Origin of the sequence: Rhodococcus sp. BH5, from assembly GCF_027583855.1 — a bacterium.
Taxonomy (GTDB): Bacteria; Actinomycetota; Actinomycetes; order Mycobacteriales; family Mycobacteriaceae; genus Rhodococcus_F; species Rhodococcus_F qingshengii.
Window position 1 is genome coordinate 1 of the sequence record NZ_JAJHVW010000035.1, and the last position, 13517, is coordinate 13517.

The following is a 13517-nucleotide window of genomic DNA, read 5'->3' on the forward strand; positions in this document are numbered from 1 at the left end:
CATAAGATTCCGTAGACGTTTCAGGTTTGGAGTCGAAACTCGTTGTAGGTCGACAATTGGAGTCAGGTGTGGGTTCCGGTTCAAAAGTGGATGTTTCCTCTTCCAACGGTTTTTCAGATTCGGTCGTCTGTACGGGGGCCCACGAGGCGTATTGCCGCGTTGCCGGGCAGCTTTGCGTTCGAGTCGGTACAGGCGCTTGGCTTCACCGGGGGTGAGGGTGTCTGGTTGGTCGATGAACGACCCGTCCGACACGGCGATTGTGTGCGTGACGCCGCGGCGGTATTGCCTGGGTGAGGACTGCGGCGATGTTGTGCTCGAGTTCGGTGGCAGGGACGCCGATGGTGGTGATGTCGTCGAAGTCGGGTGCGGTGGCCAGTGAGAGTGTCACGTCGGGGTCCTTGCTGTCGCCGGTGGGCATGGGAGGTCAGGGCAGGGTTGGGTGTGCCGCGGTGGAGGTTCCCCCGCAGGATCGCGGCTGCGGCGCGGAGGTTGCGGGTAGCATCGGCGAGGTAGATGGCGATGTCCTGGTCATGGGCGGCAATACCTCCGGCGGTTTCCGTGTCGGAGACTTCATGAGCTCGACAGCAAGCAGCTCGCCGCAGCCTCGGGAAAAATTTTGCGACTTTTCCAGTCGAAAATCTTTCTCAAGAACGGCGACAACTACTCCGCAATCGACGCACGCGACGGCACCTACTTGGCAGGCGATTCGCGAAGTAAACGGATGGATCTTCTGGACTAACGGGAGCACAGCGGAATACTGCAAATAGACCCACACCCAGATCATGGGACCTTCGACTCTGTCCAGGTTCGCCCCGAGCGGTAACGTTCGGGGCAGGTGCTTCTCCACATGTGTTGCCTACGAATGTTTTTGGAGACGTCCAGTGCTGGACACGTTCGCTGGCACTGGTTCGCACCGCTACGCTGGATACTGGGATTCCAGCCGAGAGCGTTTTCGAAAGAACCCCGAAAATAACGAGCTCGGACGGTGCTGCAAACACCGCCAGAGCAGGAGAGACCTCAGAAAAGGGCTGTGATCGATCGTGAACCCCGTCGTACCCCTCACACGGTACGTCCTCGAATTAGGCGGCGACCGAGACGGAATCACCCGGCCAAGCCTCGGGACCTGCGCGAAAATGCAGAACAAGGACCTCTTCCAGGGCGTTGTTCGCGGTCACGTCCGCACTGTCCGAGACCAGCAGCAGCGACAGCGAGCGGTCGCCATCTGTTTGTGGTGCCCCGTACTTATTCCATGTCTCCAATTCGCTCTCGCAACGAAACAGTGCACCGGGATCTGGGGAGGAATCGACATGAGCCTCCCCCGCGACGAAGCAATCCGGTTCGCAGCACGCACGAGCCGACAGACATAACAACAATCCCGACACCCAAAAGCGGAAAACAGACCCCTGCGCAGTAACACTATTCGACACATCACTGTCGTGCCACCCTCTGCGCAGCTGTCACGACCCTCGCCGAGGTACCCGCTCTCGCCGCACCCACACCTCAAATCGACGCTGCCAGGCACATCGCCGCGCCCGATCGAACCTCGATCCGCTTCGAGCTCAAGTCAGAAACTGAGCTCGGAAATGTGACGTACGCCGAAATGTGACGTACGCCGGGCGGCGAGTTGCGAACAAGTCGTACCCCTGGCGTTGGTGACCAGATCCGTTGCCGCTCAATGCATCCAGCAGAGTCGAAAGGTGGGACTTTCGACTCTGGCTGTCCGGCATCCGAACGGTAGCGTTCCTTCAGAAACTTCTAGATGGGATGTATGCGAGAAATCTTGGGACTTAGGCGTCTTCAAATATGAAGGGAAACAACGATTCCTGAAAGTAGTTACTTCGGTTAACGCGATCCGCTTACGCGGCATCTTCAGTGCACCAACTGAAATGAAAAAGAGCTGACGGTGCGCCAACGCCACCAGAGCAGATAGCCACAGAAAGGCCTGTGATCGATCATAAATACCAATACTACTACATGCCGAAACTCGGTATGTAGCGTCTCTGAACCCGTTGTCGACCACGACGAGGTTGTGTGGCCCGTCCTCGGAACCTGCGCCAAGATGAAGAACAAAGACATCTTCCACCCCACCTGCCGAGCAAACGCCAAGGCCCATCACAGGCAGCGGGAAAAGGCGGTCGCTATCTGTCTGTGGTGCCCTGTACGCGTGCAATGCCTCAATTTCGCGTTCGGAACGGGACAGCGCACCGGAATATGGGGCGGCATCGACATGGGTCGCCCCCTCGACGAAGGTATTCTCACTGCCGAACACATGCGGCAACAGGCTTAATGTTTGGCTGCACCAAGCGTCAAGGGAAAGCGAGCCACAGAACGCAGGCGACGACATCGGCGCACTGCCCGGGAAGGAAGCCTTCAACTATCCGAATACCTCCACTTCCACAGGTAGAGACACAGCACCGCGAAAACCTGAGCCTGGTCGAAGATCGCCCGGCCCCGTCGTCAGCGCAGGGCGGGTCGAGAGTGACCCCGAGTTATCCAGCGGTGGAGATCCTCGACCAGTGCCCGTCGAGGCTGGCTTCGCTGACCGCCGCCGACTTCGACCCACAGCAAGACGGACTGATCGCTTTGCGGTGCTGCGCCTTTGGTTCCCCTGGCTCGGCAGCGGAGGAAGCTCTCCGTCTGCGCGTTGTCGGGCACGTCGAGCACTGAACAGGTGCACGAGTTCTGTCTGCGCGCGAATAGCATCCACGAGGTCGGCTACGGACTCGTTTTCCGGAACGTGTCGCCGGCAGTAGGTACTGTCGAGAATTCCGGACACGTCCACAACAGCATTGAAAGCCGCTGTTGCGGAATCTGATTCAGCGCTTTCTTCATCGCTGAAGTGTGGATGCGCCGAGCGGTTTCTTCGGATTGGCTATCGAGCGTTGTGGCTGGTCGTGTGCGCCCGCGACTGATCAGTGTGGGTACGAACACTGGTCTTGCTGGTCAGGTCATGGGTTCGGCCGGGCGACGGTCCTGTGGTTTCGCATCACCGGCGGGACCAGAAACGGCGGCGTGATTTTGTCGATGGCTCCTCGAGGTTCTCGACAGGACTGTCCATGATTGACAGCAGAGGGGCGTCCGTTGATGCCTCTTCGTGCACTTCGAGCTGCGTCGCTGTTCGTTTCGGCCTTGCTGGTTGATGAACTGGGACAAGTAATCTTCGAGAGATCGAGCCGCGTCCATCAGAGTCTCGAGGTTCGTGAACCGGCGGCGCGGTAGCTCACCAACCATCTCCGTGTAGGGGATCCGATGAGCAGTTCGACCGCAGCAAGGGAGGTCACCGCGGTCCGGGGGCGCGGATGAGAATGGGCCACGAGGTGCTGATGTCGTCGGCACTGCCGTAGGTATGGGCGGGGAAAGATGCGACATCGAAGGTGTGAAGTAGCCGTCGGTACAGGTACATGATCAGGTCGTTCTCTGTTGTTGTGAACGGCTGTGTGACGAACGGCCCTTCGATCCAGGTGATCTCAGCGAGAACGCACGGCGCGTCCAGCACTGCGAACGCGGTGAGCCGGTGGTTTCCGTTTCCGCTGATGCGGAACACCGATCCGGTTGGTATATCCCAGACTTCGATGTGAGGTTCGTCGAAGGTGCCGAACAGCTCTTTGAAGACCTTCGGCGATCCCCGTTCGGCGGAGCTACGTGCCGCCGGCCGTCCGGGAGTCCGTCGATCGAAGTAACAGGTTGTGACCATGCGTTGTGGCCAATCGACGCTGTGCATCGCTCGTATCGTAGATAAACGATTGCGTGCCTGCGTCTTTGAGAAGGATCCGTGCGGGATTGATCCATGCTCTCTGAGTAGATGTTTGAACCGTGCCGGGTTTCTTGCCGCTCCTATGCTGGCGGCATCTCCGGCGGGAGAATCGATAGTTGAGAGTAATAGATGGCCTCGAACTCGTCGGGAGTGACGTAGTCCAAGGTGCTGTGCAGGCGGCGGGTATTGAACCAATCCACCCATTCCATCGTCGCGAATTCGATGTCGTCGATCGTCTTGATCGCCCCTTGCAGAAATGGACTGCTCTTGGAAACTGCTTCTGTCTTGAACAGTCCGATTGTCGACTACGCGAGGGCGTTGTCGTAGGCGTCGCCGACGCTTCCAATTGAAGCTGCAGTCCCTTCCAACGCAAGCGTTTCCGCGAAGGAAATTGATGTGTATGGACTGCCGGCGTCGCTGTGGTGGATCAACCCATCACCTACCCGATGTCCACCGTGATCGCGTTGCCACAATGCCATCTTCAATGCCGTGGTGACCATGGCCGTGTCCTTCACTGTCGAGGCATGCCAGCCGACTATTGCCCGGGAGAAGCAGTCGATCACGAATGCTACGAAGGTGATCTCATTCCAGCACCCGAGCATAATCGTCCTGTGTGAATGGTCTTTTGCCGTTGATCGGGGGAGGTTTGTGCCTTCTTCTAGGACGGTGGCGATCGCGCCGTTGATGTTGGCGGGTCAACTCGTTCTTACTCTCTTTTTCTGCCGCCATGTAGACCACGCCCAGAGTGTCACCAATTGAATAGAAATTTGCCACGTCACTATCTAGGGCGTTCGCAATTTCTAATCGAATTAAATCTACTTCGGGAAATTGGGAGAGCTGACTCGGTTTTCTTCTATCGCTACAGATCTAAGAATTCCGAGGTGTTGCATTATTTCGCGAACCGGGCAGCAGGCGGAATATTCTACGAGAAATTTCTTGAAGACGGACAATTCGCTATGTTCGAAGCCTCTCGGACCGAGGCGAGCTATTTTTTTCAATGCAATTTGATCTCCAGGTGACCCGTTTCCGCCAGAGTATTTGAAATATTCTTACCTTACAATTAGACATCCTCAAAGTTTGGGTGCCTGATTCGCTTTCGCGTTAAAGTTTACATCTAGTTCGCTGAAGCAAAATCTATAACCGAGATCGATTAATTGCCAGGCCTGAAGTTGAAAGTACAAGTTTTTGGAAACTTGATCGATGAAGACTTAGTGCAGATGCAATTGCCAACGATTGGAGACTCTTGGGAATTTGCGCACGCATGCGCGATGACAAATTTCATCCTGGAGACGCCAGAGGGCAGAGGTAGGAAAATAGTTGTAGATTGCGCCATGGCGATCGGTAAATGGTGTCAAATGGAGCGCGAGTGTCTACGATATGCGATCAAAGAACGTCAACAATCTGGAATATGGGAAGGAAAATAAGTCACGAGTAAGGGCCGAAGAGCAGGGTTAATTATGCACAACTTTGTGATTGAAAAATAGGCAACTGTCAAGCTTGTAAATTCAAGAAAATTTCACCATCAGATATATCCAAACTAATGGGCTAGGAGCCTCGGAATGGGTGACTTGATTGCAGATGGCGACACTAAAGATCCGCACGAAAATCGCTCGCGAAAGAGAAAATTCATCGGATTCTTGATTGCGATATTTGGTGTACTTCTGATACTGGGTGGAACAACTTTTGCGTTGTGGAACGATGAAGATACGAGCGAGGGCGGAAATATAGTTTCTGGCGAGCTCAGCGTTCGCAGCGTGGGAGAAACATCCTGGTACGACGTAAGTCCTGATCGTTCGGATATCGCCACCATAGAAGAAATTGATAGATCCGGGCACCTAATTCCTGATCCAACACAATTTCACATTATTCCTGGCGATACTATCGCAATACTGCATGAGTATTCGGTGCGAGTAAGTGGCGATAATCTTATTGGAAGACTTGACGTAGCGATTCCGAATTTTGCCCAAAATGAGCAGAATGGAATAAGTGTGTCCTACCGAATGTTCGCCGGAGACGGTTGGTTGCAGACAGATTCGATTGATCTAATAGATGGAAATCAGACCATAGCATACGTACAAGGGAGCTCCGGAACTAGTGGCGGAGTACCGGACGCAAATGTTCCGATAATTTCACTACCAGAACAAGAGCAATCGAATTTTCGACTCGTAATATTTGCCTACTTCAACAGTGAAACAACTGGTACGACTGCACAGAACGCAGTAACTGACATTGGCGATGTAACGCTCTCTATTACGCAGGTAAGAACTCCGGGCGTGGGAAATTTCGTAACTCCCACTCCTTAAGGCACCCTCTCAGGCGACGTCGTCTCGTGCATTATTATAAATCGCCAAAGAATTTTTCTTGGACCCACATCGCCAGTGCAAATCAATTGCCGATAGGAATTCTCTTGAAGTAATGAAACTAATAGCGAAATTTGCAACCTTTCCGGTTCGTAAAGTATTGGCCGTGCTCAACATCTTTGTAATTTCATTATTTGTGATTGCTGGTATATTTTTAGTATTCGTGCCTCGGGTAACCGGAGGAGCTGCCTTGCGCGTAGTTAGTGGATCAATGGAACCCACTATTCGGGCTGGAGATATAATTGTCGTGCGCGGTATCGGACCGGATGATTCAGATATGTTGTCTCTTGGCAGTGTCGTTACATTCCAGCCGTATCCAAATGATGCCACTCTTGTAACTCACCGTATAGTGCAAGTTAATATATCTGAAGATGGAAGAATTAACTATATCACAAAAGGTGATGCAAATCGAATTGAGGACGCGGCCATTTCGATAAAACAGGTGCGCGGAAAATATTTGTATCGAGTTCCTTTTATGGGGTACATAACTCAGTGGGTAGGCGCCAATGCAAATTCAATTTCTTTATGGCTCGGGGTTGTGGGAATTGCGTTTGGCCTCGGGTCGGTAATTTTCAGCAGTTTCGGTAGTCGGAGAAAGTCAGTCGAAGATAATTAACGACGATCCACAGTGTTTTCTACTGAACTTGCATATATCATAGTGATGATATTAGGAGGGGGTTTCGATGCGATTGTCGAAAATTTTCCGAGTGGTTATCTACTGCACGGTAATCGCCCTCTTTTTTATATCTGCGGGCTACACGTATTCAATTTGGAATGATTCTGATACTTCACGAGATGGTGAGATACTCGCCGGCAGACTCGTTCTGTTGATGGGAGATTTTGCGTGGGGCGAAGTGTACATAGACTCATATCCAACTTTACGTCAGTCTGGGGATACAAAACAGAGTCTCAACGATTTCGTTATATCAGCCGGGGACAAAATCAATATAACTCAAAAGTTCGGAGTTGATGTTGTCGGGAATAATCTAGAAGCGAAAATGGAACTTTTGTGGTCGGGAACGCCACATCCTGCTGAAATTATAGGCAACTACACGCTATTTAACGAATCAGTAGAAGTTAGCTCAAATGTTCCTCTCGGTACACCATCCCTAGTTGAAAATCTGACAGAAGGGGTTCAGGAATGGGAACTAGATATATATCTTGAATATGTTGGACCGCCATCCTATGTAAGTGCGAAGGGCGTCGAATTTCCGCAGGTAGATATCGGCGACTTTTCGATCGTTTTGACGCAAACGCGATAGGTTTCGAAGATGACCAAGTTGCCGGTTCGTCTCTCTCTGGTTATTTTTCTCACTATGCTTTCTATATTTGATGCTAGTGGAGTATCGTTTGCGTTGTGGCGAGACAAGTTAGAAAATAATGTCTTGAATGTGCATGCCGCCACAATATATTTTGCGCTCCAGGTCCATGATGTCGTTAGATCAGCTATCGATGATTCCGACTTGCTTTCAGTGAATCTAGGCTACCGCCAAGCGGTTGAATTGATAGCGAAGGATTCGGCTTTGGCATTTCCGTTTTCGATAGAAATGAGTACGGGTGGAAACTTGGGAATCGACTACCAATTTGTTTTTCCGCAGCCTGAGAGTGCGTCCATCTTGGGCAGTTCAGCTTATTCTTTGTATCGCGTCGATAACGAAGCCGACTGTAACGTTTCATTGAAAGGAGATTCTGTTGCGATTCAAGAACGTGAGTCTATATTAGGAATTTCAACTGAATATGCTCCAAAGAAATACAATTGGGATATATGGTGTCTTATTATCGAAGGAGGGAAAGTTGATTTTGGAGAGTATAAAAGCACAGCGGCCGCCATTGGAGTTTCCTCCGATGGAATTCCTGTTCGTTCTGAAGCGTTTTGGGATGCTACCCTTTATCCCGATCCTCGACGTGAACAATTCGATATTTATATTAAGCACACGATATCAAGACCGAGCGCCTAAGCGCACCGTTTGGATGGTGTGAGCGTACGTCTAACGCAGGAGTGGGTTTGATGTCTGAGAAGACGCTGCAACTTTTCACATTTTGTTGAAGGTGAATGGCTCGTCTCCGTCAGAGCGTTGTCGTAGCTCGATCCGGTCGCTCTGATTGAGGTGCCGATACCAACCCCGATGAGCCTGTCGGTGAACATAATTGAATCCGCTGCGTCGCTATTATCGCATCTGCCATTTTTACGCAGCGGTGTCCATGGCTGTGTCTTTCACTGTTGAGGATTGCCAGCGGACGATTGCCGACGCAGACAAGCTATCATCTTCCGCTGGCCGTGGAGCTTTCGGCAGTTCCAGTGGTGGATCGTAATTCCTTGGTGAAGTAGGATCGTTGATCGTCCTGGCAGATCGGGGTGCGGTTGCAGTTTTGGGACCTGCGTGGGGCAACCTGGTTTTCTTGTGTGCTAACTACTCGGCAGGTCGGCGCTACCCTGAATTCTGTGTACACATGTCGTCGATGAACTGGACTATCGGTGGCGGCGAAGGGCGAGTTCCTTCGCGAAGAAATCGATGCCAGATCCGTGGGTTACCGCCTCCGGGATCCTCTCATCCGCGCTGCCTGGTGGATCGACGCGTTTGGCTTCAGAATTTCGTGAGAATTTATAGCTGGCATATATCGCTGGGCCCCACCCCTTGGGTGGGTTGAAAATGTCATTGATGATCCTGATTCAGCCCCTCTGGTATGAGCGATGGTGTGCAATAGCTCCATTCGCGAGACCCATTTACAATATTCTATTGCCTGAGTTTGAAATTGTTTTACGGTCGGCTTTCGCCAGGATCTGCTCGTAAGTTTTCGTCCACACAAACGGCTGCGCCCGCGCAGCGAGAGGCGAACCGTAGCGCGCAGCAGCTCGGTGACTCCATGTGACGCCGAGGGCTGAGCCGGAAGGAAAGTTTACCGAGGGATCGCGTTCGTCTAATCTTCTCCTCTGACTCCGGCGGGGCCGTCGGACATCACGATTAGACGAAGCCCAATGGACTCGACAGGGCAGGTGGTCCAGAACTCACGTCCGGTGAAAATCTGAATTTTCTTTGGAAAGGTCGTCGGCGGAGGATAGTTCAAAGGCCAAAGACCACTTAGCTGCTATCGGCGACACTGCCCATGCATGACATTTCGTCAAAATTTAATATTTAATAGATGTTTTTTCAAGTGTCGAAATTCTAAAACCCGCCATCTGGGTATTGGGAACTTGTAGGTCTGGAATCTGAAAGTGTCTAATGTTCAGTCTCAAGCGAGGGTGGAGGTTGACATGAAGAGGCTCAAAATACCGACGAGTCGCAGAGGTGCTAGGTGCAGGATCTGCTCTGCTTCCTCGCATTCGTCAACCTTCATGTCGCACAGTTACATATTCAGTTTTGTTGTTGTTCTTTTGTTTTGGAGTCCTGTCACGGTGGAGACTGTTTCGGCTGCACCTTCGGCTGCACCTTCGGCTGCACCTTCGGCTGCACCTTCGGCTGCACCTTCGGCTGCACCTTCGGCTGCACCTTCGGCTGCACCTTCGGCTGCACCTTCGGCTGCACCTTCGGCGGATAATGCTCAGGTGGCACACGATCCTCGAGTACTTGAAATTGACTCGGACAGCTTTTTGGGGTCGGACCTCGATCCTGGTGACGGGATCTGCATGACGGCCGGAGGGGCCTGCACTTTACGTGCAGCAATTGAGGAAGCGAATATTCTCGGAGGCCTTGGAACGGTAACAATACAAGTAAAGGAAGGCTTCGAGGGATCGATTATAGGCGATGGACCAATATCGAGTTGGATGCGCCCTAATGCGGCATCGCGTTACGATCAAGGTGCCTATTACTGGATCAAAGCGCCGATGACAATCAATTTTGATAATAGGTTGTCAGTACTCTCGAAAAGTGACGGAAATGGGTGGGCATCAGGGTTTTTCGTTGACTCACCACATGTGTCGTTTTTTAACGTATCTAATATTTTCACAAATGAGAGTGGGATCATTTTATCTCCTCAAGCTTCTTTTGCAACTATCGATGGTGGTAGAACTGTACAATACCAAAACAATTGGTTTGAAAGATTTCTTGTTATCCATAGTGGTGTGCGAGGTGTCACTTTTCGTAACTATACCTTAGGTAGGTTTTACGTCGGATCGGGCGAAGGGGCAGTCATAATTGACAGTTGGATGGGGAGTGGTCCTGTTCAAAATTTGATTATCGATAATGTTCAGTTCGATAATAGGGCTGAGAGTTCGGCATGCAGCGGTACTGATGGTCGAGGATGCCCTAGTAACGGGTTGAGCGTGCAGTCGGGCGCAGTTGATGGTCTCACTATAGTAAATAATACATTTGTTGGATTCTCGAAGAATGCGATCCCAATCAGTTTGCGAAATGCGACCGCGATTGCTAATGTCGAAATATCGAGTAACAATTTCGTGGGAAATTTCGTATCGTCCGCGCGCGATGAACAGTATGCATTAGTGATCCCAACATGGGGAACCCAGATGCAAGGCGTTAATTATATACGTCACAACATATTTGATAGTGGAAGCGATTCGTACATCCAAGGCTCCGCTATCTATGCGCGGGGCGTGCTCGGTTCGAATTCGATCGTCGCAAGTAACTTGTATATCACTGATAATTCTTTTAGAGGTTTCGAATACTTCGGAATTCGCGTGTATCGTATGGGTTCGGTAACAGTGCAACGTAATGTATTTGAAGTAGATAACAACACTCAGGTAGACACCATTAAAGAAGAAACGGTAAACTCCGATGTAATGTTCACAAATTGGGATAACCAGGCGAATCGAAAAATTAGCACTTGGCACCCTATTCGGGCCAGCATTGTGAACTGTGAATTGAAAGTTGAACTTACTCCAAATTCTGCTGGAGCGCAGCCACTGCTCCCCGTGGAGGTTGACATCTACTATACGGTGGATCGAACTGCTGAGATTTATCTTGGATCCGGACTGTTGTCCGAAGCGGGTTACGTCACGGTTCCATATCAAATTCTCCCATCAGGATATGTGCGCGTTCAGACTATTGGAGCGCCCCATCCTGGGGGACAGCCGGAAGCTTCGCAGTATTCGAGGACTGTGCCAGTTCCTGCGGCATCATGTGTAACGCAGTCCCCATCGCTTGAATTGACCAAACGTGCATGGATGGGAATTCCAGACGTAGGGGTAGAAGACTATGGAGAAATAATTAATGCGGGAACAGAGGTAGAGTCGGGGTCTCAAATCATGGCTGGATCCGCCCTTTGGTGGACTTATCTAGTTGTTAACAACGGTGATGTTCCTGTAACGGATATTGTTGTTAGTGACAGCGTTCTGGGTTATATATGTTCAATAGACATTTTGATTCCAAACTTAGAGGTCGGGTGCGCGAAGAGGGGAAATATTGGAATGTAGAGAGCTGGAGCTGTTTTTTGAATCGGCATTTCTAATGGATATTCTAGTGCCCCGTGTTTGAAGTTGTTTTACGTGCAGCGGAAGAATTGTCACATTTCCGATGGCTTCTGCGGCGGGCAAGTAGTTGCGGTCGACGCTGTTTTTTGCACCGGAATTGCTGCCGTACGGGCCTTCGCCGATCGAGTACGAGGCAGGGGATGGGTCGACTGGTTCAACACTCGCCGGTTGCACAGCACCCTCGGCTACATCGCGCCCTACGAGTTCGAGGCGATCTATTACGCTCAACCATCGACTCTCCAGCCGGAGTTGTCGCCAGCATAGGAGCGGAAAGAATCCCGGCACGGTTCAATGCTCATGGTTCCGTTTCTGCGACCGGCGGCGCAGGGTTGCCGGTAGGCGCGATTTGTTGTGGAGCAAGTGAGTTTCCGGGCGCTATTCTTCCGCAGTTGGTCGGTGCGGGTGCGCCGTTGAATCGATTGACGAGCCATTCGACGGCACCGGGTAACCATAAGGCTGCACTGGGGACATGCGAAAGGGTGTCGTATTGGTCGTATTGGACGGCAAGGCCGGCATCGCAGTAGCGGTTGGCGAGGGCAGCGACGTCGTCGGCGACCATGACCCCATCTCCAGGCCCGATTTCGGGGCCACCCGGTGGGGTTCCTTCGAGGATTCCATTGGCGCCTTGGGCGATGAACATCGGAATGGTGGGGATCGGGGCAGTGCCCATGTTCGTTGCGTTTACAGCGTTGAGGAATTCGGGAATCGAGTTGGGGTTGGCGTATTCAGCCTTGGCCAACGATTGCCATGATAGACCGGGGTATTGGCCAGCAGCGTTGGGTATGGACGCATCCTGTAGGTGTGACACAATTTCACGCCCCTGACTTGTGAGGTAAGGGGTGAGGTCGAAGTCATAGGCTCGGGCCATACCGATGACGGCCATGCCTCCAACGCCACTCCAGATGAGACTTCCACCAACATAATTCAGGTTTGTCGAGGGGTTGACGAGAACACCGCCTTCCGCGGCGCCGATGAGATCGGCGTTGATGTCGGGGGCGTAGTCAGGGGCGAGGATCGCAGCCCAGTTGGTGGCGATCGCACCGCCGGAGTATCCCATCAACGCGATCTGTACATCAGCGGTAACTCCGGCAGCGGGGGTGTTTTTCGCCGCGCGTAAGGAATCGAGGGTCATCATGCCGTACTCGGGTCCTGCTGCGAAGTCCGCTGTGGGGCCTTCGGTGTCGGGGATCACTACGGTGTAGCCGAGGGTGAGCATGGGTGCGAAGAGTGCAGTTTCGCTCCATGTTAGGACGCCCCCGAGATCAATATTTCGGCCGTTGGGTGTCCATTGACCGAAGGGCAGGTTCCCCGCGATGGCGCGCGATGGTGCATCATCGGGATTGAGGGAGTCGTAAATGGATTGGTATGAGAGGACCTTGCCGGGTTGCGCATTCGCTGGTCGCAGTATTGAGGTCAGGTTCGCAGACGGTCTTCCCATCGCGTCGGTGGAGCGGTAGAGAACCTGAATTGCTTGCAGGGGCATCGGTACGTTTGCCAGGTGGTAGGGAACTGTGCGGGAATCGAGAACCTCGCCAGGGCTGTACGAGTCCAACGGCAGCTGCCCGTTGTACGTGTAGAACTCGTCATTCAGGAGGGGTTGCGCTTGTGCGAGCGGTGCCACCGCGGTCGCCACTGTCAGGGCGATGGCAGCGACGATCGCACGGGCAACGAACTTCGAGAACATGTCGACTCCGTAAGTTTATCGGGAGTGCGCGGCAAAACCTCAAACGCACACAGTTCGATCCTGTACAACACTTACCAAACAATAAGATAGCTGACAATTTACGAATGGCTTGGTCTGATTAGTGAACGTGCCTGGAAATTGCGGCTATCGACGCTCGCTGATACGGCGGGGTCGGGGAGGTGGCCAAGAAGATCGGCCGCTCACCGTCGGCCGTGTCCCGGTACAGGTCAGGGGAGACGAACGATCTGCGCGCCGATGCGAAGAAGAAACTCAAGAAGGTCAAAGCCGACGACG

The 13517-nt window shown here is 52.3% G+C and carries 15 protein-coding genes; 10 read left to right on the plus strand and 5 right to left on the minus strand.

Annotated elements, in window-relative coordinates; genetic code table 11:
* Positions 1-202: 202 nt before the first annotated feature.
* Positions 203-418 carry a hypothetical protein gene (locus RhoBH5_RS31615; RefSeq protein ID WP_270009489.1) on the minus strand — a complete coding sequence of 72 codons (216 nt, stop codon included), beginning with the start codon at positions 416-418 and terminating at the stop codon, positions 203-205.
* Positions 419-1133: 715 nt separating this feature from the next.
* Between RhoBH5_RS31615 and RhoBH5_RS32840 the strand changes: the two genes are divergently transcribed.
* The 3 genes from RhoBH5_RS32840 (at position 1134) to RhoBH5_RS31620 (ending at position 2667) form a co-directional block, all read left to right on the plus strand.
* Positions 1134-1367 (plus strand): WhiB family transcriptional regulator, encoded by a 234-nt coding sequence (locus tag RhoBH5_RS32840; protein WP_442972500.1) that lies wholly within the window; start codon positions 1134-1136, stop codon positions 1365-1367.
* Positions 1368-2029: 662 nt separating this feature from the next.
* Positions 2030-2287 (plus strand): WhiB family transcriptional regulator, encoded by a 258-nt coding sequence (locus tag RhoBH5_RS32845; RefSeq protein WP_442972499.1) that lies wholly within the window; start codon positions 2030-2032, stop codon positions 2285-2287.
* Between the two features lie 191 nt (positions 2288-2478).
* Positions 2479-2667, plus strand: coding sequence for a hypothetical protein (locus RhoBH5_RS31620; RefSeq protein ID WP_270009490.1), 189 nt, complete (start codon positions 2479-2481; stop codon positions 2665-2667).
* 610 nt (positions 2668-3277) lie between these two features.
* Here RhoBH5_RS31620 and RhoBH5_RS31625 read toward each other — a convergent pair.
* The 3 genes from RhoBH5_RS31625 to RhoBH5_RS31630 form a co-directional block, all read right to left on the minus strand.
* On the minus strand, positions 3278-3721 hold the full coding sequence (locus RhoBH5_RS31625) for a hypothetical protein (protein WP_270009491.1): 444 nt from the start codon (positions 3719-3721) through the stop codon (positions 3278-3280).
* 113 nt (positions 3722-3834) lie between these two features.
* Positions 3835-4053, minus strand: a complete 219-nt coding sequence (locus tag RhoBH5_RS32850) for an integrase core domain-containing protein (protein ID WP_442972501.1) — start codon at positions 4051-4053, stop codon at positions 3835-3837.
* A 6-nt stretch (positions 4054-4059) separates the two neighbouring features.
* Positions 4060-4356 carry a DDE-type integrase/transposase/recombinase gene (locus RhoBH5_RS31630; protein WP_270009492.1) on the minus strand — a complete coding sequence of 99 codons (297 nt, stop codon included), beginning with the start codon at positions 4354-4356 and terminating at the stop codon, positions 4060-4062.
* A 666-nt stretch (positions 4357-5022) separates the two neighbouring features.
* Here RhoBH5_RS31630 and RhoBH5_RS32855 point away from each other — a divergent pair.
* The 7 genes from RhoBH5_RS32855 (at position 5023) to RhoBH5_RS31660 (ending at position 11482) form a co-directional block, all read left to right on the plus strand.
* The gene (locus RhoBH5_RS32855) at positions 5023-5178 is read left to right on the plus strand and encodes a WhiB family transcriptional regulator (RefSeq protein ID WP_442972502.1); all 156 of its coding nucleotides are present in this window, start codon (positions 5023-5025) and stop codon (positions 5176-5178) included.
* A 135-nt stretch (positions 5179-5313) separates the two neighbouring features.
* Positions 5314-6057 carry a SipW-dependent-type signal peptide-containing protein gene (locus RhoBH5_RS31635; protein ID WP_270009493.1) on the plus strand — a complete coding sequence of 248 codons (744 nt, stop codon included), beginning with the start codon at positions 5314-5316 and terminating at the stop codon, positions 6055-6057.
* A 58-nt stretch (positions 6058-6115) separates the two neighbouring features.
* Positions 6116-6730, plus strand: coding sequence for a signal peptidase I (locus RhoBH5_RS31640; RefSeq protein WP_270009494.1), 615 nt, complete (start codon positions 6116-6118; stop codon positions 6728-6730).
* 67 nt (positions 6731-6797) lie between these two features.
* Complete coding sequence (locus RhoBH5_RS31645) at positions 6798-7376, plus strand: hypothetical protein (protein ID WP_270009495.1); 579 nt, start codon at positions 6798-6800, stop codon at positions 7374-7376.
* Positions 7377-7385: 9 nt separating this feature from the next.
* Positions 7386-8072 carry a hypothetical protein gene (locus RhoBH5_RS31650; RefSeq protein ID WP_270009496.1) on the plus strand — a complete coding sequence of 229 codons (687 nt, stop codon included), beginning with the start codon at positions 7386-7388 and terminating at the stop codon, positions 8070-8072.
* 1336 nt (positions 8073-9408) lie between these two features.
* Positions 9409-9651, plus strand: a complete 243-nt coding sequence (locus tag RhoBH5_RS31655; RefSeq protein ID WP_270009497.1) for a hypothetical protein — start codon at positions 9409-9411, stop codon at positions 9649-9651.
* Positions 9652-9658: 7 nt separating this feature from the next.
* A complete protein-coding gene (locus RhoBH5_RS31660) occupies positions 9659-11482 on the plus strand; it encodes a hypothetical protein (protein ID WP_270009498.1) in 1824 nt (607 codons plus the stop codon).
* A 352-nt stretch (positions 11483-11834) separates the two neighbouring features.
* Here the strand turns inward: RhoBH5_RS31660 and RhoBH5_RS31665 are convergent, their stop codons facing one another.
* Entirely contained in the window at positions 11835-13223 is a 1389-nt protein-coding gene (locus RhoBH5_RS31665) for a lipase family protein (RefSeq protein ID WP_270009499.1), read from the minus strand.
* Positions 13224-13517 lie beyond the last annotated feature (294 nt).

What these genes read in the sequence shown, in the direction of transcription:
- RhoBH5_RS31615 (WP_270009489.1), bottom strand. Translation starts at nt 418, where the DNA reads ATGCCCACCGGCGACAGCAAGGACCCCGACGTGACACTCTCACTGGCC.
- RhoBH5_RS32840 (WP_442972500.1), top strand. Translation starts at nt 1,134, where the DNA reads ATGCAGAACAAGGACCTCTTCCAGGGCGTTGTTCGCGGTCACGTCCGC.
- RhoBH5_RS31625 (WP_270009491.1), bottom strand. Translation starts at nt 3,721, where the DNA reads ATGCACAGCGTCGATTGGCCACAACGCATGGTCACAACCTGTTACTTC.
- RhoBH5_RS31630 (WP_270009492.1), bottom strand. Translation starts at nt 4,356, where the DNA reads ATGCTCGGGTGCTGGAATGAGATCACCTTCGTAGCATTCGTGATCGAC.
- RhoBH5_RS32855 (WP_442972502.1), top strand. Translation starts at nt 5,023, where the DNA reads ATGACAAATTTCATCCTGGAGACGCCAGAGGGCAGAGGTAGGAAAATA.
- RhoBH5_RS31635 (WP_270009493.1), top strand. Translation starts at nt 5,314, where the DNA reads ATGGGTGACTTGATTGCAGATGGCGACACTAAAGATCCGCACGAAAAT.
- RhoBH5_RS31645 (WP_270009495.1), top strand. Translation starts at nt 6,798, where the DNA reads ATGCGATTGTCGAAAATTTTCCGAGTGGTTATCTACTGCACGGTAATC.
- RhoBH5_RS31650 (WP_270009496.1), top strand. Translation starts at nt 7,386, where the DNA reads ATGACCAAGTTGCCGGTTCGTCTCTCTCTGGTTATTTTTCTCACTATG.
- RhoBH5_RS31665 (WP_270009499.1), bottom strand. Translation starts at nt 13,223, where the DNA reads ATGTTCTCGAAGTTCGTTGCCCGTGCGATCGTCGCTGCCATCGCCCTG.